This window comes from Embleya sp. AB8 (genome assembly GCF_049739465.1).
Lineage (GTDB): Bacteria > Actinomycetota > Actinomycetes > Streptomycetales > Streptomycetaceae > Embleya.
In genome coordinates, this window is sequence record NZ_JBMHHY010000044.1 from 21,456 (window position 1) to 45,186 (window position 23,731).

Below are 23,731 nucleotides of genomic sequence, written 5' to 3' on the forward strand. Positions count from 1 at the left end.
CTGCTCCGGCCGGCCCTTGTCGCGCGGGCCCGCCCGGCCCGCGCGGCGGGAGCGCCGATTGCGCGACGGGCCTCCGGCAGCGGTCGAGCCAACTCCTGCCCAACCCGGCCCGGTTGACCGCCGCAGTCCGCGTCCCGCCCGTCCCGTCTCGCCCGGCGGGCGCCTCCACCGCGCAACCACCGTCGGGCCGACAGCCAAGCCAACCCCCGCCAACCCGCCCGGCCCGCCGCGTCACCGACCACGCCACGCCGCGTTACCCCGAGCCCGAACCCCCAAGCGCCCGCGCCAGGCCCGCCGTCCCCCGAACCCCCCCCGCCAAACGGCACCCGGGCAACCCTCGCGCCCGGTTGGCCGGTTGCCCTCGGCCGTCACACCACCCGCCGTCACACTCCCCGGCGTCACACCCCGGCGTCACACCCCGCCGTCACACCCCCACCGTCACACCCCCCGGCGCCGCGCCTCGTACGCCCCCAGCGCCTCCACCGGGTCCGCGTGCGCCGCCAGTTCACCCGCCAGCGCCCGAGCGTCCGAAATCGCCCGGGAGGCGCCGTCCGCGCCGTCCGTGCCCGCGCTCGGCGTCGGGTGGGCCGCGTCGCCCAGCAGGGTGACCCGGCCGTCGGACCAGCTGGGCAGGGGCCCGCGGTCGACCAGCGCGTATTCGTACGCCACGTCCGCGTTCGCGATCACCGCCGGCACGTCCAGCCAGTCGAACTCCCAGTCGGTGAAGTGCCGCAGGATCGCGTCCGGTTCGGCCGGGTGTGTCCAGTCGGCCGGCTCGATCGAAGCACCCGAGCCGGGGCGTTCGGCCGACCAGCCGAGCAGGGCCGGGCGTTCGCCCTCGGCGGCACGCAACGGGTAGGCGGTGAAGCGCTGTTCCGCGTCGCCGACGGTGATCAGCGTGTGGCCGGTCAGCAGCGCGGGCGCGGGGGACACGCCGCGCCACTGGAGCACGCCGGATCGGCTCGGCGGGCCCTCGCCCGGATACATCAGCGCGCGGCCCGCCGAGTCGATGCCGTCCGCCGCGATCAGTACGTCCGCCTCGTCGGTGACCGTCTCGCCCGCCCGGTCGGTGAACTCGACGGTGACCCCGTCCGCGGTCTGCGCGTAGCCGCTCAACCGCAGGCCGGTCCGCAGCGACTCGGCGCCCAGCCAGGCCAGTTGGGCGCGCAGCAGCAACATCTGCAACTCGCCCCGATGGACCGCGAAACGCGGCGCCGGGCCGCCCGCCGCAAGCCCCGCCGGCGCCGCGGAGACCCGGTCGCCGTAGCGGTCGTGGTGGGCCACCTCGGCGATCACCACCGAGATCTCGGCGAGGTCGTCGTACAGGCCCAGTTCGGTCAGTTCGCGCACCGCGTCCGGCAGCAGGCCGATGCCCACGCCGAGTGGTCGGATCTCCTCGACCGCCTCGTATACGGTCACGTCGGTGATACCCGCCGCGTGCAGACTGAGGGCGGTGGCCAGCCCACCGATGCCGGCTCCACTGACGACAACGCGCACGAGGGCCCCTGTACAGGTGTTGGGATGTTGTCGCACGCAGCGTACGCGCCGGACTCGCGCACCCGTTCGGAGGGTGGCTCGGAATCGCCCCGGCCGGCCCGGACGGCGGAGCAAAACGGGACGCAGGGGGCCTCGGGAGGCGAGAATCGGCCCATGGGCACCCCTTCGAGCAACCCGACGCAGGCCGCCGAATCGGCGCGGCTCCACGGACTCCCCGAACTCCCCTACGCGGCATGGGCGGACACCCTCGACACGCTGCACCTCTTCGCGCAGATCGTCGGCAAGGTGAAGCTCGCCGCGAGCCACCCGCAGAACCACTGGTGGAACATCACCTTCACGATCGACGCCCGCGGCTTCACCACCCGCCGGCTGTCCGTGGCCGGGGTCGCGTTCGACATCGCGTTCGACTTCCTCGACCACCGGGTGGTCTTTCGTACCGATCGCGGCGATGTGCGCGAGATCGCGCTCGTGGACGGGCTGAGCGTGGCCGAGTTCGACCTCGCGGTGCACGGCGTGTTGGCCGACCTGGGGATCGATGTACCGCTGCTGGAGAAGCCGTTCGGGGTCCCGCAGCTGACCGTTCCATTTCGCGAGGACACCGGGAACGCGCGCTATCAGGCCGAATACGCCGAACGGTTCTGGCGGATCCTGACCTGGTCGGCAGACGTGTTCGAGGAGTTCATGGGCTGGTTCGACGGCAAGACCTCGCCCGTACAGCTGTTCTGGCACTCCTTCGACCTCGCCCTCACCCGGTTCTCCGGCAAGCGGGTCGAGCCGCCGATGAGCGGCGTGGACCCGGTGACCGCCGAGGCGTATTCGCACGAGGTGATCTCGTTCGGCTTCTGGGCCGGCGACCCGGCCGTCCCCTATCCGGCCTACTACTCCTACGCCGCGCCCAAGCCCGACGGCGTCGAGAAGCAGCCGTTGTCCCCGCGCGAGGCGGAATGGCTGCCCGACGGCTCCCGCTCGACGCTGCCCTACGACGTGGTCCGCCGTGCCGAGGACCCGCGGCGCACGCTGCTCGGCTACCTCCAGTCCAATTTCGCCGCGAGCGCGAGCCTGGCGGGCTGGCCGACCGACGAACTGCGCTCCAACTGGTGCCCGGACAGCGAGCAACTCCGGGCGTTGGCGCGCGCCGGACTCTGAGGCACGCCCGACAACGGTCAGAACCGGCGCGCGGCCCGCCTGCGCAGGTCGCGCCGCCGGGCCTCGCGGACCAGGGCGAAGCCCAGCACCACCGCCACCACCACGACCGACGAGAGCAACTGCGGGCGGGCGTCGGCGTCGAACATCATCAGGATCGACACCGCGGTGAGTGCCAGCAGGACGAACCAGGTCAGGTACGGGAAGCCCCACATGCGCAGCAGCAGCCGGTCCGGATCCTCACGTTCGAGCCGCCGGCGCAGCACCAGCTGGGATGCGGCGATGGCGAACCAGACGAAGAGCAGCATCGCGCCGACGGAGTTCAGGAGGTGCTTGAACACCTGCTCCGGCCACCACACGTTGAGCAGCGCGGCCAGGAAGCCGAACGCCGAGGAGGCCAGCACGGCGATGCGCGGCACGCCGTTGCCGGCCACCCGGGACAGTGGCCTCGGCCCCTCGCCGCGCCGGGACAGCGAGAAGGCCATCCGGGACGCGCCGTACAACATCGAGTTGAGCGCGGACAGCAGCGCGGTGAAGACCACGACGTCCATCACGTGTGCGGCGCCGGGGACGTCGAGATCCTCCAGGACCGATACGTACGGGCTGCCCAGCCGGTCCGAGTCCCACGGCAGCAGGGTGGCGATCACCGCGACCGAGCCGATGTAGAAGAGCAGGATCCGCCACACCGCGGTCCGTACCGCGCGGGCCACGTTGCGGGCCGGGTCGTTTGATTCGGCGGCGGCGATGGTGACGATCTCCAGGCCGCCGAAGGAGAACGCGACCGCGAGCAGCCCGGCGATCACCCCGTCCCAGCCGTTGGGCAGGAAGCCGCCGTGACCGGTGAGGTTGCTCAGCCCGGGCGCCTCGGTGTTCGGCAGCCAGCCCACGATGGCCAGCACGCCGAGCACCAGGAAGCCGACGATGGCCAGGATCTTGACCGTGGCGAACCAGAACTCGGACTCGCCGAACGAGCGCACGGTGAGCAGATTCGCGCCGGTGAACACCAGCATGATCACCAGCGAGAACAGCCAGATCGGCACGCCCGGCAACCACCCGTGCGCGATCGCCGCGGCGCCGGACGCCTCGACGGCCAGCACGATGGTGACCATCCACCAGTACATCCAGCCGACCGTGAAGCCCGCCCAGCGCCCGAACGCGGCCCCGGCGTACTCGGAGAACGAACCGCTGCGCGGTACCGCCGCCGCCATCTCGCCGAGCATCCGCATCACCAGGAGCACCAGCACCGAGGCCAGCGCGTAGGAGATCAGGATGCCCGGTCCGGCGGTGTGGATCCCGGCACCCGTGCTGACGAACAGCCCGGCCCCGATCGCCCCGCCGAGCGCGAGCATCGTCATGTGCCTCGGCTTGAGGCTGTGCCCGAGGTGGTGATGGGCGCCGTCGGGGCCGGTCTCGGGGCCGGGCGTGGGGCCCGCTTCGGCTGCGGCCGGGCCTTCGGGGGTCTGCTGGCTGCTCATGGCGGTGCTGATCCTGGGGACGGGGACGGGACGAGGGTGAGGGCGAGACGGGATGATCGTGCGGACGCGTCAGTATCCCGTAAACCCGTATCCCCCTACTTCGGGAGCCACCCGGCAAACCCGGGCAATCAGGCGCCCGCCTCGCTCGCCCCGCCCTCCCGGGCGTCGATCGCGGCGAAGTCCGGCTCGCGGCGCTCGGCGAACGCGGCCAGCGCCTCCAGGTTGGCCGGCTTGCCGAGCAGCCGGCCGAACGCCGCGTCCTCCCGGCGGCGGGCCCGGACCACCTGGTCGCCGAGCGCGTCCAGGACGGCCCGCTTGGACTCGATCAGCGACGGGATCGACTTGGCGGCCAGGATCCGGGCGTGCCGCATCGTCACGTCGAGCAGTTCGTCGGCCGGGCAGACCTTGAACACCAGGCCCATCTCCAGACATTCGGCGGCGCTCAGCCACTCGCTGCTCAGCAGCGCCCACATCGCGTGTTGCCGGCCGATCAGCTGCGGGAAGGTCACACTGCTCGCCGCCTCCGGGGCGACGGCGAGCGAGGTGAACGGGCACTTCAGCCGTGCGGTGTCGGCCATGAACGCCAGGTCGGCGAAGCCCAGGATGGTCGCCCCGATGCCCAGACCGAGCCCGTTGACGGCGACCAGGAACGGCTTGGGGAACGCCTGGACCTGATCGATCAGTCCGCCGAAGCCGTGCTTTCCCTTGACCTTGGTCCCACTGTTGTGTTGGGCCAGCTCGATCAGGTCGGTGCCGGCCGAGAACGCCCGCCCGGCGCCGGTCAGTACCACCACCGCGACGGCGGGATCGGCGGCGGCGGCGATCAGCGCCTCGGCGGTCGCGTCGTAGAGCGCCTCGTTGAACGCGTTGAGCGCTTCGGGACGGTCGAGAGTGATGGTCCGGACGCGGTCGGCGTCCTCGATCCGGATCACGGCTGCTCCAGGTGGGTGCGCGGGGATGGGCCGATGGACAGGAAACCTTACTTAGTTGACCGAGTCAAGGGTCGCGGCGATCGGGTGGTCGGCGTAGGTGTATGGGGCGGTTGTCCCGTGCTTCACGTGCGTAACGGCCCGGTGGCGTGGGAAAGTCCTCGACACGGTACGTCAGGAATGCGGAATACCGCGTATATCCGGTCTTGATCCATAGGCCGTTAAGGAGCCGTCGTGGAGTTCGACGTCGTCGTGGAAATTCCCGCGGGCAGTCGGAACAAGTACGAGATGGACCGCCGTACGGGACGCATCAGGCTCGACCGCATGTTGTTCACCTCCACCGCCTATCCCGCCGACTACGGCTTCGTGCACCGCACACTCGGCGGCGACGGTGGCCCGCTCGATGTGCTCGTGCTGCTGGACGAGCCGACCTTTCCCGGGTGTGTGATTCGCTGTCGTACGGTCGGGATGTTCGTGATGAGCGACGAGAAGGGCCCGGACGAGAAGGTGTTGTGCGTGCCGGCCCGGGATCCGCGGAAACAGCCGATACAGGACATCGGCGATGTCCCGGCCTTCCAACTCAACGAGATCGCACACTTCTTCGAGGTCTACAAGGACCTGGAACGCGGCAAATCGGTGGAGGGCTCGCACTGGGAGGGCCGGGGCGCCGCCGAGAAGGAGATCGTCGCCGCCTACGAGAGACGCGAACTCGACGGCGGCGAATGGCCGTTCGAGGGTCGGTAGGAATAGTCGGCAAAACGGTCGGCAGCAACGGTCTGGAGGAACGTCGGGAGGGAACTCGGCGCGCGGGCATGCGGGCGTGCGGGCAATAGGGGGCAGCCGGGCCAGGTCGGGCGCCGGCTGCCCCCGCCGGTCAGGCTCGGTGTACCACGCGGCCCGCCACCACCGTCGCCGTCACCGGCAGCTCCGGGAGGTCGTCCGGGCGGCAGGTCAACGGGTCGGCGGCGAACATCGTCAGATCGGCCAGTCGCCCCACCGCGATGCGGCCGGACACGGTGTCCTCGCCCGCCGCGTAGGCCGCCTCGGTGGTGTAGCCGGCCAGGGCCTGTCGGGCCGTGATGGCGGCCGAGGCGCCGTACGGGGCCCGGTCCGGCTCGCCTGCCGGGCGGCGGAGTTGGGCGCCGGCCAGGGTGCGCCTCGGGTCGAACGCGGCCACCGGCCAGTCCGAGCCGAGGGCCACATGGCCGCCGGCGGCCAGGATGTCGGCGTAGCGCCAGGCCCGGGCGGCGCGGTCCGGGCCGACCCGCCGGGACCAGTTGTCGGAGTGGTCCGGCAGCGACCAGTCCATGTGGGTCGGCTGCATCGACGCGACCACATCGAGCGCGGCGAAGCGCGGGACGTCGGCGTCGCTCAGCAGTTCGGCGTGCTCGATGCGGTGTCGGGTGCCGAACGGGGCGCCGTGCTCGGCGTATACGTCCAGGGCGCGGGACACGGCCCGGTCGCCGATGGCGTGTGTCCAGGCCGGGAGACCCGCCCGGGCCGCGATCGCGACCGCCTCGGCGTACCGGTCGAAGTCCTTCCACTGCGACCTGTGCGACTGGCCGCAACAGTCGGGTTCGTGCAGCCACGCCCCGCCGCCGTCGATCGCGCCGTCGGCGAAGAACTTGACCGCGGCGAGCCGGACCAGGCCGGTCAGGGCGCGCAGTTCGCCGATCCGCTCGGCGAGGTGGTCCACCTCGCCCGGCGGGCACCACGGCGCGAGCCGGATTCGCATGCTCAGCCGCTGCTCCTCGGCCAGCCCGGCCAACGTGTCGACGGTGCGCGGCGCGTCGTCCGGGACGTGTCCGCCGGTGACCCCGTGCCGGTTCTGCTCGGCGAACAACTCCTCGACGCGCGCGAGCAGTTCGGCGCGCGGCATCGGCGGCACCGCCCGATAGCCCAGCAGGCATGCGGTCATCTCGTGCAACTCGCCGGTGGGACCGCGCTCGTCGCAGACGATCTCGCTGTGGTCGGCGAACTCGCGCGGGCCGGTCAGCCCGGCCAGTCGCAGGGCGGCCGTGCTGAGCAGCGCGGTGTGGCTGTCCGACATCCAGACGAACGCCGGCCGACCGCCCACCGCGGCGTCGATCAGGTCGCGGTGGATGGCCCGCCCGGCGAATGCCGCGTACTCCCCGCCGAAGCCGATCACCCAGTCGTCCGACCCGCACGGCGCGGCCTGTTCGGCCAGCCGGCGCAATACCTCGTCCAGGGTGAGTGCGCCGACCAGGTTGGCTCCGCGCGTGGTGTCCGCGCCCATCACCGGGTGCTGATGACAGTCCGTCAGTCCGGGGGTGACGGTGTGTCCGTGCGCCTCCAGCACCTCGGTGTGCGGCCCGATCAGCGCCCGGGCGTCGGCGCCGAGCGCGACGATTTGCCCGTCGCGGGCGGCGATCGCATCGGTCGGGGGCGCGTGCTGATCCATCGTCAGTACGTGTGCGTCCAGGACGACGAGGTCGGCGGCGGTCATGCGGTGCTCTCCAGGGGGATCGGGGTGTCGGTCACGGCGCCGCGGTCGGCGAAACTCTCGCTCACCCGCACCTTGTCCTGCGGGCGCTTGACCAGCAGGTACACCACGCCGGTGCCGACCACGACGGCGATGCCCAGGACGGCCGCCCAGATCTGGTAGGTGGGTGCGTCCGGTGGCGCGAGGATCTTGCGCGGCCAGGCGATGTTGACGAACTCGAAGGCCAGCCAGGCGACCGCGAGCACGTTCAGCGGCGTGCCCCAGCGGCCGAACCGGATCAGCCCGCCGGGCGTCCAGGTGCCGCGCAGCCGGGCGATCAGCGCGGCCAGCGCGATCAGCAGGAACTGGAGGTACATCGCGGCGCTGCCGAAGGTGATCAGACTGCCGATCGCCGCGCTGTTCAGGGCAAGTAGCAGGGCCAGGCAGCTGATCGCGGAGCCGATCACCAGCGCGCCGACGGGTGCCTGGCGCCGGTTCACCACGCGCAGCGCGCGGGATCCGGGCAACACGCCGTCCCGGGAGACCGAGTACACCGCGCGGGCGGCGGCGGCCTGCGAGGCGAGCGCGCAGGCGACGAAGGCGATGATCACCACGACCACGAACGGTTTGGTCGACCACGAGCCGAACGAGGTCACCACCGCGGTGGTGACCGGGTCGAGGTCCTCGCCCGCGACCACCTTCGCCGGGTCGGGGTGGGCCAGTTGCACGGCGACCGCGTTCAGTACGACCAGACCGCCGACGCTGATCAGCGTCCACCAGATCGCCTTCGGCACGTGCCGGGCGGCGTCCTTGGTCTCCTCGGAGGAGGCCACACACGCATCGAAGCCGAAGAACGCCCAGCCGCCGACGGCGAGCGCGGTCAGCATGGCGGAGAAGGTGGACCCGCCGGAGAGCGCCTCGGCGCCCATCGTGTCGGTGAGGATCGCGAAGCCGTTCTCCCGGAAGGCCAGGAGCAGGGCCAATCCCACGCCCAGCGAGGCGAGCGCCTCCGCCGCGATGCCGGCCGCGAGGAGCCAGCGCAGCAGATCGATGCCGTACGCGTTGATCGCGGTACAACAGATCAGGAAGATCGCCGCCACCACGACGATCCGGCCCGGGGTGGGTCGGGCGTCGAACAGCGCGAAGAACCACGGCGAGCCGAGGTAGACGATCGTGGTGTTGGCGAACACCACCGCGCATAGTCCGACCCAGCCCGCGAGCCACGCGTAGGTGGGGCCGACCAGGCGGCGGGCCCACTGGTAGGCGCCGCCCGCGATCGGATATTGCGAGGACAGCTCGGAGTACACGCACATCAGCAGCGCCTGGCCGAGCAGGCAGATCGGCAGCACCCATACCCACGCGGGTCCCGCGATGGAGGTGCCGACCTGCGCGACCGCGTACAGCCCGACCACGGGCGAGACCGTCGCGAAGCCGATGGCGATGTTGCCCAGGACGCTCAGACTGCGCTTGAGCTCCTGTTCGTATCCCAGCTCGCCGAGTCGTTCGGCGTCGTGATCGACCACGCGGGTCGAGGCGGGCGACGCGGACGCGGCCGGTGTCGGTGGGCGAGAAGTGCCGTGGTTCATCGGGACCTCGCAGCGGGGACGGTTAAACTTACTTAGTTAGTTTGAGGACCTTAACCGTCCACCGGGTGTAGGGGAAGAGTGCACTTCCGGCTAGGTTGGCAACGCAGAGTGACCGACAGCGGTGCTCGCGAATGGCACGAGGTGAACGCACGATGGGTCGACCGAGCCGTCCCAAACTCGACCGCGAACTGATCGCCCGGGCCGCGGTGGAACTCGTGGACGAGCAGGGCATGGCCGCGCTGACCATGCGGGCCCTGGCCCGGCGGCTCGACGTGCAGGGGCCCTCGCTCTACAACCACGTGGCGTCCAAGGAGGAGTTGTTGGACGCGATCACCGTGGTGATAACCCGGGAGATCGACCACGCGCCGCTGGAGGATCCGGACTGGCGGGTGGGCATCGCGGCATTTGCGCGCGGCTACCGGGCGGCCTATCTGCGCCACCCCGAGGCGCTGCCGGTGATCGCCCGTCGGCCGGTGACCACCGAACAGGCGCTGGGCGCGTACGACGCCACCGCCCGGATGCTGGTCCGGATCGGGCTGAGCCCGGCCGAGGCGGCGGAGGTCTCCGCGGCGCTCGACTACCTGGTGGTCGGGTCGGTGATCGAGACCTATGTGGAGGGCTTCGTCCGGCCGGTCGCGGACTATCGGGCCGACTATCCCGCGCTTGCCGAGTCACTGGCCGCGAGCGACGCGCGGACCCTGAACGAGCGCGGCTTCGAGGCGGGGTTGCGGCTGCTGCTGGACGGGTTGGCGGTACGGCTGGGCGGGTGAGTCGGTCCGGGCGGGGGTGTCGGGGCGGGTGTCGGGTGGGTCGCTCGACACTCGGTCGGGGCACGGGGCGAGGGCGTTGACATGCCCGTATTGAATGGCGTTCAATGCCGATTGAACGCCATTCAATACGGAGGTACGGATGCGGCTGACGCCCACCGAGCGGGACCGGCTGCTGATCTTCACGGCCGCCGAGTTGGCCCGCGCGCGGCGCGCCCGGGGGCTGCTCCTGAACGTGCCCGAGGCCGCCGCGCTGATCGCGGACACGGTCTGTGAGGCGGCTCGGGACGGGGCGCGGTTGGCCGATGCGATCGACGCCGGGCGTTCGGTCCTCGGGGTGACCGACGTGCTGCCGGGGGTCGTGGACGTGCTGGCGGACGTCAAGGTCGAGGCGGTCTTCGAGGACGCGACCCGACTGGCCGTGGTGACCGATCCGTTCCGCTCCGGCGAGGGACTGCCGGCGGGTGCGGGCGAGGTGCACTGTCACGGGCACGGTTCGCGCTCGGGCGCGGTCGCGGCACCGGTGTCGGGGCCCGGCTCGCTGGGCGACGACGCGCCGGGCGCGGTGATCCCGGGCGGACCCGCGGTGGACCCGTATGCCGATGCCGACCTGGTGGTGGTGCCGGTGACCAATACGTCCGAGGTACCGATCAGCGTCACGTCGCACTTCCACTTCTTCGAGACCAACCCGCGGCTGCGCTTCGACCGGGCGGCGGGGTACGGCCGGCGGTTGGCCATCCCGGCGGGGTCCACCGTGCGGTTCGATCCGGGAGCGACCGTCGACGTGCGGTTGGTACCGATCGGCGGCGCGCGGGTGGCGATCGGTTTCGCGGGACTCGTGGACGGACCGTTGGACGCGCCGGGGGCCCGCGAGGAGGCGCTGCGGAAGGCACACGCGTGCGGGTACGCGGGGGCGGAGCCGGGTGGTTCGGGTGTGGGCGGTACCGACGGCGTGTCGGGTTCCGATGGGGCATCGGGTTCCGGGTCCGGCAAGGAAGGTGACGGCTCGTGAGTGGTGGTGGCGGCGAGGTGATGGACCCGCGCGACTACGCGTCCACGTACGGTCCCCGGGCCGGGGACCGGATGCGGCTCGGGGATTCGGGGCTGGTGGTCGAGATCGAGCAGGATTCGGCGCTGCCCGGTGACGAGTTTCTCGCCGGCTTCGGGAAGACGGCCCGGGACGGGCTGCACCTGAAGGCGATCACCGTTCGCGACACGTGCGACGTGGTGATCTCCAATGTCGTGGTGATCGACGCGATCCAGGGCATCCGCAAGGTCTCGATCGGGATCCGCGAGGGCCGGATCGCCTCGATCGGCCGGGCGGGCAACCCGGATACGCAGGACGGTGTCGAGGTGGTGGTCGGCACCGGCACCACGATCGTCAGCGGCGAGGGGCTGATCTGTACGGCCGGCGCGATCGACACGCATGTGCATCTGCTGTCGCCGCGGATCATGGAGGCGTCCCTGGCCTCCGGCGTCACCACGATCGTCGGCCAGGAGTTCGGCCCGGTATGGGGTGTCGGGGTCAACTCGCCCTGGGCGCTGCGGCACGCGTTCTCCGCGTTCGACGCCTGGCCGGTCAACATCGCCTTCCTGGCCCGGGGTTCGTCCTCGGGGCGGGGGCCGCTGGACGAGGCGCTGATCGAGGGCGGCGCGTCGGGCTTCAAGGTGCACGAGGACATGGGCGCGCACGCCCGGGCCCTGGACACGGCCCTGCGGGTGGCCGAGGACCACGACGTGCAGGTCGCGTTGCACACCGACGGCCTCAACGAGTGCCTGTCCGTGGACGACACGTTGTCCGTGCTGGACGGGCGGACGATCCACGCGTACCACATCGAGGGTTGCGGCGGCGGCCACGTGCCGAACGTGATGCGGATGGCCGGGGTGGCCAACGTGATCGGCTCGTCGACCAACCCGACGCTGCCGTTCGGCCGCGACGCGCTGGGCGAGCACTTCGGGATGATCGTGTCGGCGCACGGCCTCAAGACCGACCTGCCGGGCGACGCGGCGATGGCGCGGGACCGGATCCGGGCGGGCACGATGGGCGCCGAGGACGTGCTGCACGACCTCGGGGTCATCCCGATCACCTCCTCGGACGCGCAGGGCATGGGCCGCGCGGGGGAGACCGTGCGGCGCACCTTCGCGATGGCCGGGAAGATGAAGTTCGAGCGCGGCGCCGAGCACGAACGGCACGACAACGAACGGGTCAAGCGCTACATCGCCAAGCTCACCATCAACCCGGCGATCGCACACGGCCTGGCGCACGAGGTCGGCTCGATCGAGGTCGGCAAGATGGCCGACCTGGTGTTGTGGCAGCCGCAATGGTTCGGCGCGAAGCCGCAGTTGGTGCTGAAGAGCGGATTCCCCGCCTACGGCGTGGTGGGCGATCCGAACGCGTCCACGGACACCTGCGAACCGCTGGTCCTGGGCCCGCAGTTCGGCGCACATGGCGCGGCTCCCGCGGAGTTGTCGGTGGCCTTCACCTCGCAGGCCGCAGCGGCCACGGGGGGCGATCTGATGCCGACCCGGCGGCGCCGGGTGGGCGTACGCGGCACCCGGGGGATCGGCCCGGCGGCGATGATCCACAACAACCGACTGGCGGAGGTCCGGGTCGCCGCGGACACCGGGGCGGTGACCATGGACGGCGAACCGGTCACCTCGGAGGCGGCCGAGTCGGTGTCGTTGAACCGTTTGTACTTCCTGTAGTTCGATCCGGCGCTGTCTTTCGAAGGATTCACGAAATGAGCAACACCCCGGCCGCAGACGGCTTTTCGATGCCGGCGGAATGGGCTCCGCACGAGCGCACCTGGATGGCCTGGCCCAGCCGCAACGAGACCTTCGGCGCGGAGGACCTGCACGCGGCGCGCACCGCGTGGGGCACGGTGGCCGAGACGATCGCGCGCTACGAGCCGGTCACGCTGATCACCGACCTGGGCGAGTCGGACACCGTGCGGGACTACGTCGCTCGGCCGCTGACCGTCCTGGAGCACCCGCTGGACGACGCGTGGATGCGCGACATCGGCCCGACCTTCCTGACCGACGGCAAGGGGCAGGTGGCCGCCGCCGACTGGGTGTTCAACGGGTGGGGCGCCCAGGAGTGGGCCTCGTGGGAGCACGACCGACACATCGCCGAGCGGGTCGTCCAGGCGGCCGGCGTGCGGCGCTACGCGTCGCGGATGGTCAACGAGGGCGGCGGGATCCACGTCGACGGCGAGGGCACCGTACTGATCACCGAGACCGTCCAGCTCGACCGGGGCCGCAATCCCGGGTGGACCAAGGAGCAGGTCGAGGCCGAGCTGACGGCGTTCCTGGGCGTCGAGAAGGTGATCTGGCTGCCGCGCGGGCTGACCCGGGACTACGGCCTGTACGGCACCCGAGGGCACATCGACATCGTCGCCTCGTTCGCCCGTCCCGGCCTGGTCCTGGTACACGTGCAGCCCGACCCGGCGCACCCGGACCACGAGGTCGGGAAGGAGAACGCGGCGCTGCTGCGCGCCTCGACCGACGCCAAGGGGCGGGCCCTGGAGGTCGTGGAGATCCCGGCGCCGACCGTGCTCGAAGCGCACGACGACTGGGTGGACTTCAGCTACATCAACCACTACGTCGCCAACGGTGCGGTCATCCTGTGCGCCTTCGACGACCCGCGCGACCAGGAGAACGCCGCCACGTTCGGGAAGCTCTTCCCGGGCCGCACCATCGAACTCGTGGACGCCCGGGAGATCTTCGCCAACGGCGGCGGGATCCACTGCATCACCCAGCAGCAGCCGAAGGGGTGAGCGCGGCCGGCCGGCCGGGGGCGCGGGAGCGTGCCGTCCGCCGCCCGGATCGGTGACGGCTCGTCAGGAGTCGTACACCGGCCGCGACTCGGCGGTGGCGAAGGCCGCGTCGGCGAGCGCGCCGGCAGCCGCGTCAGGTCGGCGAGGGGCCGTCCGGGCGGGGGCCGGGGTCGGCCGATCCGGCGGTGGCGGGCGGGTCGGCCGACTCCGGGGTATCGGTGGCCCGCGCCATCGGGGCGGGGCCGCGTTCGCCGGCGCCGAACGCGGCGATGGCGAGCAGGAGGACGGCCAGTGCGACGGTGGTCGCGGTCGGTATGTACCAACCCGCGTTGGACGCGGGCTCGGTGAACGCGGCCAGTACCGCGATCGTGCCGGCGAGGACCAGGGTCGCGGCGAAGGTCGGGATCGGCCGCCGGCCGGCTGTCGCGGCGACCGCGCCGGCGATCAGCGCGAGGAGCAGCAGCAGCCCGGCCAGGCCGATCAGCGACGGCCCGAAGTCGTCCCCGGTGCAACCACGTTGCCCGAAGTCGGCACACGAGTCCCGAACGGCGACCCGGATCGGGTAGGTCCCGATCAGCCAACCGGCCGCCCCGGCCCCGGCGAACGGAAGCAGCCGGCCGCGAACGGTGGCCGCGAGGGGGCGAGCCACCGATACGTCGGCGCGCAGGGACGCGGGAGCGGCGGAGTTCATGCCCGGAGGCTAGGCGCCCCGCCGGTCGCGCCGATGAACTGCCGAAGATCGCCGCGTGAAGCCTGGATGGCCCGGCGCGGGGCGACCACCCGGGCGGTCGGCGCGGCCCGGCCGGCGCCGGCCGGGCCGCGCCGACCGGGTGCGCGGGCTCAGGCCTCGGGGGAGTACGGCCGCCAGGGGTTGGGGCCGCTCGCCTGGGGCGGCACCTGTGCGATCGGGCGCGTGGGCGTCGGGGTCACCGGCTCGACCGCGGCGGGTTCGGACGCGGTCGGCCCGTCCGGGTTGCCGCGGTCCTTCGGAGGCGTGGCGGGCTTTCGGGCGCGCAGGTCGATCGGGTCGCGCATCTGCGCCAAGCCGACCGCGAGTTGCCGGCCGAGCCAGGGGGCGAGCGGGCGTTCGACGAGCCGATGCAGCAGCCAGGACGCGACCAGCATCGCGCCGATCACCACGGCGAGGATGGTGTACGGCGCCACCTTCGCCGCGTGCAGGCGGTGGATCATCGTCCAGCCGATGTTCTCGTGCAGCAGGTAGAGCGGATAGGTGAGCGCGCCCAGCGTGGTGAATCCGCGCCAGGTCACCCAATTGAGCTTGCCGAGCGCGAGCAGCGACATCAGCAGATAGAACCCGGTGATCAACGCGATGCAGATCGTGCTCGACAGGTGTCCGTGGTTTCCGTCGACCTCACGCGGGAGTTCCACGACTATCTCGTGCTGGGCGAGCAGCCAGGAAAAGCCGACGATGCCCCAGAGAAGCAGATTCGGACCGAATCGATACACCAGGAAGAGGGCGACGCCACCGATGAAGAACGGTGCGTATTTGGGTTGTACGACGGCGTCCAGGAGTTCGCTGTCGCTCGCCTTGGTCAGTACCGCGGCGACCGTCCAGAGTGCGCAGAAGAGCACGGTCCGCTGATAGGTCACGCCCTTCCACACCACGATCGCGAACAGCAGGTAGAAGCGCAGCTCGGTCCACAACGTCCAGTACACGCCGTCCACGTGCCGAATCCCCAGCGGCTGGTGCAGCATGGTCAGGTTCGACAGGATGTCGGAGTACGACGGCGCCCCCCGTACGCTCGGCCAGGCGGTCAGCACCGCGGCGGTGCCCAGGACCGCGACCCAGTAGGCGGGGAACAGCCGCATCACCCGGGAGCGGAAGAAGTCGCCCAGGTTGCGTCCCCAGCAGCTCATGCAGATCACGAAGCCGCTGATCAGGAAGAACAGTTCGACCCCGGTCCAGCCGTAGGCGGCGATCCAGGACAGCTTGGGGAACAGTACGACGGTGCGCTCGCCGCCCCAGGCGCCCGCCGCGACGCCGCCGCCGTAGCCCGCGTAGTGGTAGACGACCACCATCATCGCGGCGATGAACCGAAATCCGTCCAATGCGGCGAGTCGTGGCTTTCGGGCGTCGAGCTGCTTTCGGGCGTCCCGCTTTTGCTTTTTCGACTTCGCTGCGACGGTGCCCCCGGAGGGCGGCTCTTGGGTCGGGGAGTCGACCGTGTGCGGTGGCATGGTCGAACACGATAGCGAGGCGAATCCGCGGCTGTCCCCGGGGGCGGCGGCCGACTCAGGGCTGCGCGGTGGCCCCGTGGGCGGTGGCGAAGGCGGCGACGCGGGCGGCGAATTCGGTGTCGGCGGCGGTGATTCGGTTGCCCGCGTCGTGGGTGGTCAGGGCGAAGGACAGGGTGCCGTAGAGGATGGTGATCCGGGCGTGGTGGTTCGCCTGGTCCTCGGCGGCGGCGACCGTCGCGTAGAAGGCGGGGACGTCCGCGCGGGCGCACTTGTACGTCGCGGTCAACTCGCCGTCGACGACCTGCCAGCCCGGGAGGTCGGCGAGGGCCTTGGTCAGCTCGGCGTCGGTGAGCGGCTGGGGTGCCACGGTGGGTCCTCTCGTCGGGGGTCGGTGCCGGGGCGCTGGGGTGGGCGCCGCCTCCGTCAGTATGGCCGGGTCGGTTCGCCGGGCGCGGTATTGAACGACGTTCTAACATGACGGCAGGCGAGGTCCGCCGTCGAACGAACCAGGGGTGCTGAGCATGACGGGGACACGGCGCAAGCGGTTGGCGCAGCCCAGGGAGGTGGTGCTCCGGGCGGCGATGGACGCGATCGGCGAACACGGCCTGGCGCAGCTCACCATGGCGGGCCTGGGCCGGCGGATCGGGATCAGCGGGGGCCACGTCGCGTACTACTTCGGCTCCAAGGAGCAACTCCTGATCGAGACGTTGCGCTGGAGCGAGCAGGGTTTCGCCGAGCGGCGGCGGGCGTTGTCGGCCGCGACCGACATACCGATCGCGGAACGCCTGGCCGGCTATATCGATCTGTACCTGCCCGACGAGCGCGCCGATTCGCGCTGGACGTTGTGGCTGGAGGTCTGGACGCGCGCGCTCGGCGATCCGGAGGTGCTGGCGGCGAGCGCGGAGATCGAGGGTCCGTGGATCGCGGACCTGCGCACGATGATCGCGCCGCATCCGGATCCGGACGGGTATGTGCTGCGTCTGCATTCGTTGTTGGACGGGCTGGCCACCCGGATCGTGATCGGGGCGCCGGGGGTGGATCGGGACGAGTTGGTGCGGCAGGCGACGGGGGTGGCGATTCGCGAGCTGGGTGTGGGCGTCGGGGGTTCGCCGACTCCTGGAGTGGAGCACCACACGAACAGGTGATCACGGGGTGGGTTGCCGCTGATTCGGGCGGGTCGGGCGCATCGTGGGTGGATGACATGGTGGCGGAATCCGCGGCAGCGGCTCGGGGTGATCGGTGCGGTCGTGGCGGTGGTGGTGATCCTGGCGCTCGTGCACCGGGATCGGGGTGACGAGGCGACCGCGGACACGTCGGGGATTACGGCTGCTTCGGCTGCTTCGGCGGCATCAGGGGTTTCGGGGGACTCGGCGGCCTCGGGTTCGGGGCCGGCGGGCTCTGGGGTGCCGGGCGCGGCCCCGGCTGCTTCGCCGACCGTTCGGCTGCCGAAGTCGGTGCTGCCCGATGTGGTGGGGGTCGATCTGCAGGAGGCGTGGGACGGGGCCCGGCGGGCCGGCTACCGGTTTGTCACATCGCACGACGCCAGTGGGCGCGGGCGGCGGCAGTTCATCTACTCCAATTGGAAGGTGTGCGACCAAAAGCCCGGGGCCGGGCCGCTGGCCAAGGAACTGCCGGTCGAATTGGGCGTGGTGCGGAACGACGAGAAGTGCCCGGCCGGCACGGTTGCGACCACGGGCCCCGAGGTGGTCGACGGCCGGATGCCGAATCTGATCGGGCGCAGCGTCAACGTGGTCCGTCGAGGGCTGCGCGGCGACGCCCACGTCAAGGTGGAGGATCTGCGCGGGGATCGGCCGGTGCTGATCGAGACGCACTGGGTGGTGTGTACCCAACGCCCGGCCGAGGGGCAGCCGGTGCCGGACACGGTGGGGGTGGGCGTGGTGAAGTACGGGGAGCACTGCCCACGTTAGTCGGTCGGCGGCTCGTGCAGTTGCTCAGTGGCCGAGGGCCGCGCGGGCCGGGTCGACGAGTTTGCGTACGGTACGGCCGTCGGCGAAGCGGCCGAGTGCGGTCATCGTCCAGGCGGAGCCCTCGCGGACCAGTTTGCACATCAGCACGCCGGTGTGCGGCTCGGTGGCGGACAGGTCGAAGCGCACCAGTTCGGTGTCGGTGAGGTCGTCGACCAGTCGACAGAAGGCACGGGAGACCTCGGTGAACTTTTGCCCCAGGAACGAGTTGACGGTGAACACGAGTCCGGTGACCTGCGGCGGGAGGGCGTCCAGGCGGACCACGATCGACTCGTCGTCGCCCTCGCCCTCGCCGGTCAGATTGTCGCCCGAGTGCACGATGGCGCCGTCCAGGCCGGACAACTTCATGAACCAGACCGTGGCGACCTCCTTGCCGTGGGCGTCGAAGGCCAGGCAGGACGCGTCCAGGTCGATGCTGCCGCCGGTCTTGGCGGGATCCCAGCCCAGGCCCATCCGGACCCGGGTCAGCGCCGGCGCGCCGGTCTTGACCAGCGACACGGACTGGTCCTTGCGCAGGCTGACCCGGCCCTTGTCGAGGTTGACCGGACCGGGCGTGGCGGTGGGGGTGGGGAGTTGGTTGGTGCGCGCCGCGACGGGCGTGGCGGTGGGTGCGGATGGTGCGGCGGATGCCGGGGGCGGCGCGGTGACCGCCGGGCGGCGTGGGACCGGCGGTGGGATCGGCGCGGCGGGCCTGGGCGGTTCGTGGGGGAGGAGTGGGGCGGGCGGGGTGGGCGGCGGGGTTTGTTGCGTCGGGGCCTGGGCGTGGACCCGGGCTTGGACCTGGCCCTGCGGTTGTGGCCCGGGGGCGTCGTCGACCGTGACGCCGAAGTCGGTGGCGATGCCCGCGAGTCCGTTGGCGTAGCCCTGGCCGACCGCGCGGACCTTCCACATGCCGCCGCGCCGGTACAACTCCAGGAGTACCAATGCCGTTTCGCGGCCGAGGGCGTGCGGAGTGAACGTCACCAGCACCTCGCCGGCCGGATCGCGCACGGTGGCGGTGGGCGGCGTCGCGCCGCCAAAGGTGGCCGGTGCGCCGGGGCTCTCGTCCAGGCTCAGCGTCACCACGATCGTCCGGACGTCCGCCGGCACCGCGCCGGTGTTCACGTGCACCGCCGCCGGGCGGCCCGGTCCACCCGCGCGCAATTGCACGCCGGGCCCGGTCGGCTGGTTGTAGAAGACGAAGTCGGCGTCCGTGCGCACCTTTCCGGACTCGGCGAGCAGCAGCGCCGACACGTCCACCGGCGCCGAGTAGGCGACCTCGACCACCACGGCGGCCACTGCCAGCGGGCAGTTGGCGCCCTTCGTGAGCGTCACCGACATGCGCACTCCTCCGGTTCGCGGATCCGGCCGGGCCGGACGCCTTCGAGGTTACCGAGCAGGCCCGGCCGGCGCAGTGCACGGGTGCGGTCGGCGGAGTCGGGTGCGGGGCGGGGCGCCGGTCCGGCGGGACTTCGTGGTGTTCACCGCCGGATCAACCCCGCGTCGTAGGCCAGCAGACCCGCCTGGGTGCGGTTCGCGCAGCCGAGCTTGGTGAGCATGCGCGAGACGTAGCTCTTGACCGTGGTCTCGCTCAGGAACAGGCGGTCGGCGGTCTGCGCGTTGGACAACCCCTCGCCGATGCAGGTGAGTACCTCGATCTCGCGATCCGTCAACGAGGTGACGGCCAGTGCGGCCCGCTCGCGGGCCGCGTTGCGCCCGGAGGAGGCGGTGACCAGGTCGCGGGTGACCGCGGGGGAGAGCACGGTGTGCCCGTCCATGGCGACCCGGACCAGGCCGATCAGGTCCTCCGGCGGGGTGTCCTTGAGCAGGAATCCGGCGGCGCCCGCGTGCAACACGCGCAGGATGTACTGCTCCAGACCGAACGTGGTCAGCACGATCACCCGAGGGGCGTTGGGCAGGTCGACGATCTGTTCGATCGCGGTCAGCCCGTCCACGCCCGGCATGTGCAGGTCCATCAGCACCAGGTCGGGGCGGTGGCGCAACACCGACTCGACCGCCTCCGCGCCGTCGTACGCCTCGCCGATCACCTCGATGTCGTCGGCCACGCCGAGAATCGTGCGCAGGTGGGCGCACACCATACGTTCGTCGTCGACGAGCAGGACGCGGATCATGCGGGCTCTCCGGTGGTGAGGGTCGTGGTCGAGGCGCCGGCCGGCAATATCGCGAGCAACTCGTAACCGCCGTCCGGCAGCGGTCCGGTACGCAGCGTGCCGGCCACCAGCTCGACTCGCTTGCGCAGGCCGAGCAGTCCACTGCCGCCGGCGCCGAGGGTGATCTCGGCGGCCCGGGTGGGAGCCGAGTTTCGCACGCTGATCTGCACCTCGTCGCCCACATAGTGCAGTCGGATGTCCACCACCGCGCCCGGCGCGTGCTTGTGCACGTTGGTCAGCGCCTCCTGGACCACCCGGTATGCGGCCCGGCCGACCACCGGGGAGGTCGCGTGCGGCTCGCCCAGGACGACCAACTCGACCGGTACGCCCGCCGATCGCGAATCGGCGACCAGGTCGGACACGTCCAGCACGGCGCGCGGGGTGGCCACCACCGAACCCACCTGCTGCTCGGACCGGGTCACCGCGACCAGGCCGCGCAGTTCCTCCAGCGCCTTGCAGCCCACCAGGCGCAGCTCCTCCGCCGACGCGCGCACGTCCTCGTCCCGGGCCCGGGTGCGCAGGGCACCTGCCTGGAGCACCATCAGGCTGACCCGGTGGGTGATCACGTCGTGCATCTCGCCGGCGATCCGCGAACGTTCCTCCAGGCGCACCCGTTCGAAGCCCAACTCGCGCTCGCGCGCCGCCTGTTCGGCCCGATCCAGGCGTATCCGGCGGCGCGCGGCGACATACAAGCCGAGCAGCGCGGGGACCAGTGCGATGCTCCCGCTGCTGACGATGGTGAGCGGGGCCGGGTAGCTCCACGGCTGGCTGCCCATCAGTACCAGGGCCGCGATCAGTGCCCAGGCCCGCCGCCGGTCCTCGATGTAGGCGCCGGCGGCGTAGGCCGCGAAGAAGAGCGCGTGCGTGGGGTAGAACAGCGCCACCGCGCAGATCGCCACCCCGGAGCCGAACGGCGCGCGCCTGCGATGCAGGAGCAGCGCGCCGGTCAGCACGGCGCTGACCTGGTGCAGATAGGGCCAGTCGGCCAGGCCCGCGTAGCGCCCCATCCGCAGGGTCAGGCCCAGCGCGACCGCGCTCGTGGCGACCAGCACGTCGAACCCGAACGCGCGGCGACTCGCCCACCAGGCGCGGATGCTCACCCGGCCACGGTAGCCGGGCCGGGCTTCGGGTCGCGGGACCGCCGCCGACGGTGCGTCGGCCGAGGAGGCCGGCGCACCGTCGGATGTCGCGGTGGTGTCGATCATCGGAGGAGGGTCATTCCGTCGAGATCGCGGCCAGGACGTTCATCCGCGAGGCGCGCAGGGCCGGCAGCAGGGCGGCGAGCAGGCCCACGACGCCGGCGCCGACGACGACCCCGGCGATCGTCGGCCACGGGATGCTCAGCACCTCGAGGCCCTGCGAGGCGAGCATGCGCTGCGCCGCGACACCCCAGCCGACGCCGAGCGCGAGCCCGAGTACCGCGCCGAACACCGCGATCACCGCCGATTCCAGGCGGATCATCCGGCGGAGCTGGACCCGTGACATGCCGATCGCCCGCAGCAGACCGATCTCGCGCGTGCGCTCGATCACCGACAGGGCCAACGTGTTGACCACACCGAGGATCGCGATGATGATCGCCAGGCCGAGCAGACCGTAGACCATCTGCAGGATCAGGTCGGTCTGTTCCTGCACGGTCTTCTTGTAGTCCGCCTGGTCCCGCACCTGTACCTGCGGGAACGGCTTGAGCGCGGCGTCCAGCGCGGCCCGCACGGTCGAACTCTTGGCGCCGGCGGCGGTGTTGGCCATGATCGCCGAGTCGAGCAGTTCCGGGACGAGCTTGTTCAGCGTGTCCAGGCCGACCATGCCGCCGCCGGAGGTGGCCAGGCCGATGCCCTCGTCGTTGATCACCGCGCCGACCCGCAGTTCGGCGGTCTTGCCGTTGGGCGTGCGCAGCGTCACCGTGCCACCCACGCCCAGGTTGCGGCTCTTGACGTAGGACTTGGGCAGCGCGATCTTGCCGGGCGCCAGGGCGTCGGCGGCACTGCCCGCGGTGTACTTCTGCTTCATCATCGCGTCGATGCCCGGATCGGCCCCGGTCACCGTGATGGTCTCGGCCGAGCCGTTGAAGACGACCTTGGCCTCGGTGTCGCGCTGGCGCACCACGTTGGTCACGCCCGGCACCTTGCGCACCGTCTCCGCCACGTCGGGGGCGAAGTTGAGGCCGCCCTGGCTCTGCAGGGTGAAGTCGGCGCCCAGGCGCTGGTCGATCTGCTTGCCCACCGAGTCCTTCATCGAGGTGGCCACCACGGACAGCGAGGCGACCAGCGCGACGCCGATCATCAGCGCGGCGGCGGTGGCCCCGGTGCGGCGTGGGTTGCGCAGCGCGTTTTCCCGGCTGAGGCGACCCACCGTGCCGAACAGGCGCGGGAACGAGGCGGCCAGCCACGGGATCACCAGTCGGGCCAGCACCGGCCCGAGCACGATGAAGCCGATCAGGGTGCCGATCAGCCCGCCGCCGAGGGCGAGCCCGTGCGCCGCGTCCAGCTTGGTCGCGGAGGCGCCGACGGCCAGGCCGATCGCGCCGAGCACGGTGAGCACGCCGCCGCCGATCGCCCGCCCGCGCAGCGACTTCGCGGGCGGCGCGCCGGCCTCGCGCAGCGCCGCCATCGGGCTGACCCGGGCGGCCTTGCGGGCCGGTAGGTAGGCCGCGACCACGGTGACCAGGACACCGACCGCGTAGGCGATGATCGGCGTCGCGGGCTTGATCTCCAGCGGTGTGCCCTTGAGGTCGACGCCGACCGAGCCCATCAGGGTCAACAACCCCTGACCGAGCCCCAACCCGCCGAGCAGGCCGAGGGTGGACCCGACCAGCGCCAGGAGCATCGCCTCCACCAGGACCGAGCGGTTCACGTCGGCCCGACTGGCTCCGATCGCGCGCATCAGGCCCAGTTCGCGGGTGCGTTGGGCGACCAGCATCGAGAAGGTGTTGAAGATCAGGAACGTGCCGACCAGGAGTGAGACTCCGGCGAAGCCGAGCAACGCGTACTTGACCACGTTGAGCGCCTGGCCCAGGTCGGCGGACGCGGCGTCGGCCTCCTCGTCGCGGGTCTTGATGTCGAAGCCCGCGCCGAGTTTGGCGGCGACCCGGCTCTTGAGCTCCTTCTGGTCGACGCCGGACTGCGCGGTGAGCGAGACCGAGGTGACCACGCCCGGCTTGCCCAACAGCCGCTCGCGGGCGGCGTTGCCGTCCAGGAAGAGCAGGGTCACGCCCGGGTTGATGGTCTTGTAGTCGGCCAGCCCGACCACGACCGGGTCGAACGGGCCCGGCGCGGCGATCACGTGCACCTTGTCGCCGAGCTTGACCTTGTTGTGCGCGGCCGAGTCGCTGTCCAGGACGACCTCGCCCGGTCCCTGCGGCGCGCGGCCCTTCTTCAGCTCGACCGGGGACTGCTTGTTCGGGAACCAGTCGGCCGCCTGTACCTCGGGCTCCGAGGTCAGGCCGACCTTCTTGCCCTTGCCGTCGACGACGATCACGTTGGTGACCGTGACGTCGGGATGCGCGTCGGCCACCCCGGGCACCGAGCGGGCGGTGGCGACGGTGGCGTCCGGCACGGTCGGCTGCTGGCCGGTGCGGCCGAGCCGATCCTCGCGGAAGTCCGACTTGGGCTTGACCGTGACATCGGCCGCGGCGGTGCGGGAGAGGTCGTGGAAGGTCTTGCTGATCGTGTCGGTGAACATCAACGTGCCGGCGACGAACGCGACCGAGAGCAGGATCGCGAGTGCGGAGAGCACCATTCTCGCCTTGTGGGCGAGGAAACTGCGGAATGTGGCCTTCAACATG

General features: G+C 71.5%; 20 protein-coding genes. 8 read left to right on the plus strand and 12 right to left on the minus strand.

The features are described 5' to 3' along the window. Window positions 1–438: 438 nt before the first annotated feature. Complete coding sequence (locus tag ABIA38_RS41960; RefSeq protein ID WP_424644276.1) at window positions 439–1,497, minus strand: FAD-dependent monooxygenase; 1,059 nt, start codon at window positions 1,495–1,497, stop codon at window positions 439–441. Window positions 1,498–1,650: 153 nt separating this feature from the next. Here ABIA38_RS41960 and ABIA38_RS41965 point away from each other — a divergent pair, with 153 nt between their 5' ends. After that, window positions 1,651–2,643, plus strand: a complete 993-nt coding sequence (locus tag ABIA38_RS41965; protein ID WP_424644277.1) for a DUF5996 family protein — start codon at window positions 1,651–1,653, stop codon at window positions 2,641–2,643. A gap of 17 nt (window positions 2,644–2,660) precedes the next feature. On the opposite strand, the gene ABIA38_RS41970 is transcribed toward ABIA38_RS41965, so the two are convergent. Continuing rightward, entirely contained in the window at window positions 2,661–4,115 is a 1,455-nt protein-coding gene (locus ABIA38_RS41970) for an amino acid permease (RefSeq protein ID WP_424644278.1), read from the minus strand. A 128-nt stretch (window positions 4,116–4,243) separates the two neighbouring features. Further along, the gene (locus ABIA38_RS41975) at window positions 4,244–5,047 is read right to left on the minus strand and encodes an enoyl-CoA hydratase/isomerase family protein (protein WP_424644279.1); all 804 of its coding nucleotides are present in this window, start codon (window positions 5,045–5,047) and stop codon (window positions 4,244–4,246) included. A 231-nt stretch (window positions 5,048–5,278) separates the two neighbouring features. On the opposite strand from ABIA38_RS41975, the gene ABIA38_RS41980 reads away from it, so the two are divergent. Next, window positions 5,279–5,788, plus strand: a complete 510-nt coding sequence (locus ABIA38_RS41980; RefSeq protein WP_424644280.1) for an inorganic diphosphatase — start codon at window positions 5,279–5,281, stop codon at window positions 5,786–5,788. 130 nt (window positions 5,789–5,918) lie between these two features. Here ABIA38_RS41980 and ABIA38_RS41985 read toward each other — a convergent pair whose 3' ends face one another. Both ABIA38_RS41985 and ABIA38_RS41990 read right to left on the minus strand, forming a co-directional pair. Next, the gene (locus tag ABIA38_RS41985) at window positions 5,919–7,511 is read right to left on the minus strand and encodes an amidohydrolase (RefSeq protein WP_424644281.1); all 1,593 of its coding nucleotides are present in this window, start codon (window positions 7,509–7,511) and stop codon (window positions 5,919–5,921) included. Next, window positions 7,508–9,010 (minus strand): APC family permease, encoded by a 1,503-nt coding sequence (locus ABIA38_RS41990; RefSeq protein ID WP_424644282.1) that lies wholly within the window; start codon window positions 9,008–9,010, stop codon window positions 7,508–7,510. Before ABIA38_RS41990 ends, ABIA38_RS41985 begins: the two co-directional genes overlap by 4 nt. Window positions 9,011–9,225: 215 nt before the next feature. Here ABIA38_RS41990 and ABIA38_RS41995 point away from each other — a divergent pair, with 215 nt between their 5' ends. The 4 genes from ABIA38_RS41995 to ABIA38_RS42010 all read left to right on the plus strand — a co-directional run bounded on the left by ABIA38_RS41995 (window position 9,226) and on the right by ABIA38_RS42010 (window position 13,616). Then, the gene (locus tag ABIA38_RS41995; RefSeq protein WP_424644283.1) at window positions 9,226–9,843 is read left to right on the plus strand and encodes a TetR/AcrR family transcriptional regulator C-terminal domain-containing protein; all 618 of its coding nucleotides are present in this window, start codon (window positions 9,226–9,228) and stop codon (window positions 9,841–9,843) included. Window positions 9,844–9,982: 139 nt separating this feature from the next. Further along, the gene (gene ureA / locus ABIA38_RS42000) at window positions 9,983–10,852 is read left to right on the plus strand and encodes an urease subunit gamma (RefSeq protein ID WP_424644284.1); all 870 of its coding nucleotides are present in this window, start codon (window positions 9,983–9,985) and stop codon (window positions 10,850–10,852) included. 20 nt (window positions 10,853–10,872) lie between these two features. Continuing rightward, on the plus strand, window positions 10,873–12,546 hold the full coding sequence (locus tag ABIA38_RS42005) for an urease subunit alpha (RefSeq protein ID WP_424644317.1): 1,674 nt from the start codon (window positions 10,873–10,875) through the stop codon (window positions 12,544–12,546). A gap of 35 nt (window positions 12,547–12,581) precedes the next feature. Further along, window positions 12,582–13,616, plus strand: coding sequence for an agmatine deiminase family protein (locus tag ABIA38_RS42010; RefSeq protein ID WP_424644285.1), 1,035 nt, complete (start codon window positions 12,582–12,584; stop codon window positions 13,614–13,616). A gap of 133 nt (window positions 13,617–13,749) precedes the next feature. Here ABIA38_RS42010 and ABIA38_RS42015 read toward each other — a convergent pair whose 3' ends face one another. From ABIA38_RS42015 to ABIA38_RS42025, 3 genes are all read right to left on the minus strand, one after another. Continuing rightward, a complete protein-coding gene (locus tag ABIA38_RS42015; RefSeq protein WP_424644286.1) occupies window positions 13,750–14,307 on the minus strand; it encodes a hypothetical protein in 558 nt (185 codons plus the stop codon). Between the two features lie 149 nt (window positions 14,308–14,456). Continuing rightward, the gene (locus tag ABIA38_RS42020; RefSeq protein WP_424644287.1) at window positions 14,457–15,815 is read right to left on the minus strand and encodes an acyltransferase family protein; all 1,359 of its coding nucleotides are present in this window, start codon (window positions 15,813–15,815) and stop codon (window positions 14,457–14,459) included. Window positions 15,816–15,870: 55 nt separating this feature from the next. After that, the gene (locus ABIA38_RS42025) at window positions 15,871–16,182 is read right to left on the minus strand and encodes a 4a-hydroxytetrahydrobiopterin dehydratase (RefSeq protein WP_424644288.1); all 312 of its coding nucleotides are present in this window, start codon (window positions 16,180–16,182) and stop codon (window positions 15,871–15,873) included. A gap of 154 nt (window positions 16,183–16,336) precedes the next feature. On the opposite strand from ABIA38_RS42025, the gene ABIA38_RS42030 reads away from it, so the two are divergent. Further along, window positions 16,337–16,960, plus strand: a complete 624-nt coding sequence (locus ABIA38_RS42030) for a TetR/AcrR family transcriptional regulator (protein WP_424644289.1) — start codon at window positions 16,337–16,339, stop codon at window positions 16,958–16,960. 51 nt (window positions 16,961–17,011) lie between these two features. Next, window positions 17,012–17,743: a hypothetical protein gene (locus ABIA38_RS42035; RefSeq protein WP_424644290.1), complete on the plus strand. Its 732-nt coding sequence runs from the start codon at window positions 17,012–17,014 to the stop codon at window positions 17,741–17,743. 24 nt (window positions 17,744–17,767) lie between these two features. On the opposite strand, the gene ABIA38_RS42040 is transcribed toward ABIA38_RS42035, so the two are convergent. From ABIA38_RS42040 to ABIA38_RS42055, 4 genes are all read right to left on the minus strand, one after another. Beyond that, window positions 17,768–19,120, minus strand: a complete 1,353-nt coding sequence (locus ABIA38_RS42040) for a TerD family protein (protein ID WP_424644291.1) — start codon at window positions 19,118–19,120, stop codon at window positions 17,768–17,770. A 140-nt stretch (window positions 19,121–19,260) separates the two neighbouring features. Beyond that, window positions 19,261–19,911 carry a response regulator gene (locus ABIA38_RS42045; RefSeq protein WP_424644292.1) on the minus strand — a complete coding sequence of 217 codons (651 nt, stop codon included), beginning with the start codon at window positions 19,909–19,911 and terminating at the stop codon, window positions 19,261–19,263. Continuing rightward, window positions 19,908–21,155 (minus strand): sensor histidine kinase, encoded by a 1,248-nt coding sequence (locus tag ABIA38_RS42050; protein WP_424644293.1) that lies wholly within the window; start codon window positions 21,153–21,155, stop codon window positions 19,908–19,910. Before ABIA38_RS42050 ends, ABIA38_RS42045 begins: the two co-directional genes overlap by 4 nt. 10 nt (window positions 21,156–21,165) lie before the next feature. Further along, window positions 21,166–23,730 carry an ABC transporter permease gene (locus ABIA38_RS42055; protein ID WP_424644294.1) on the minus strand — a complete coding sequence of 855 codons (2,565 nt, stop codon included), beginning with the start codon at window positions 23,728–23,730 and terminating at the stop codon, window positions 21,166–21,168. Window position 23,731: the final 1 nt, after the last annotated feature.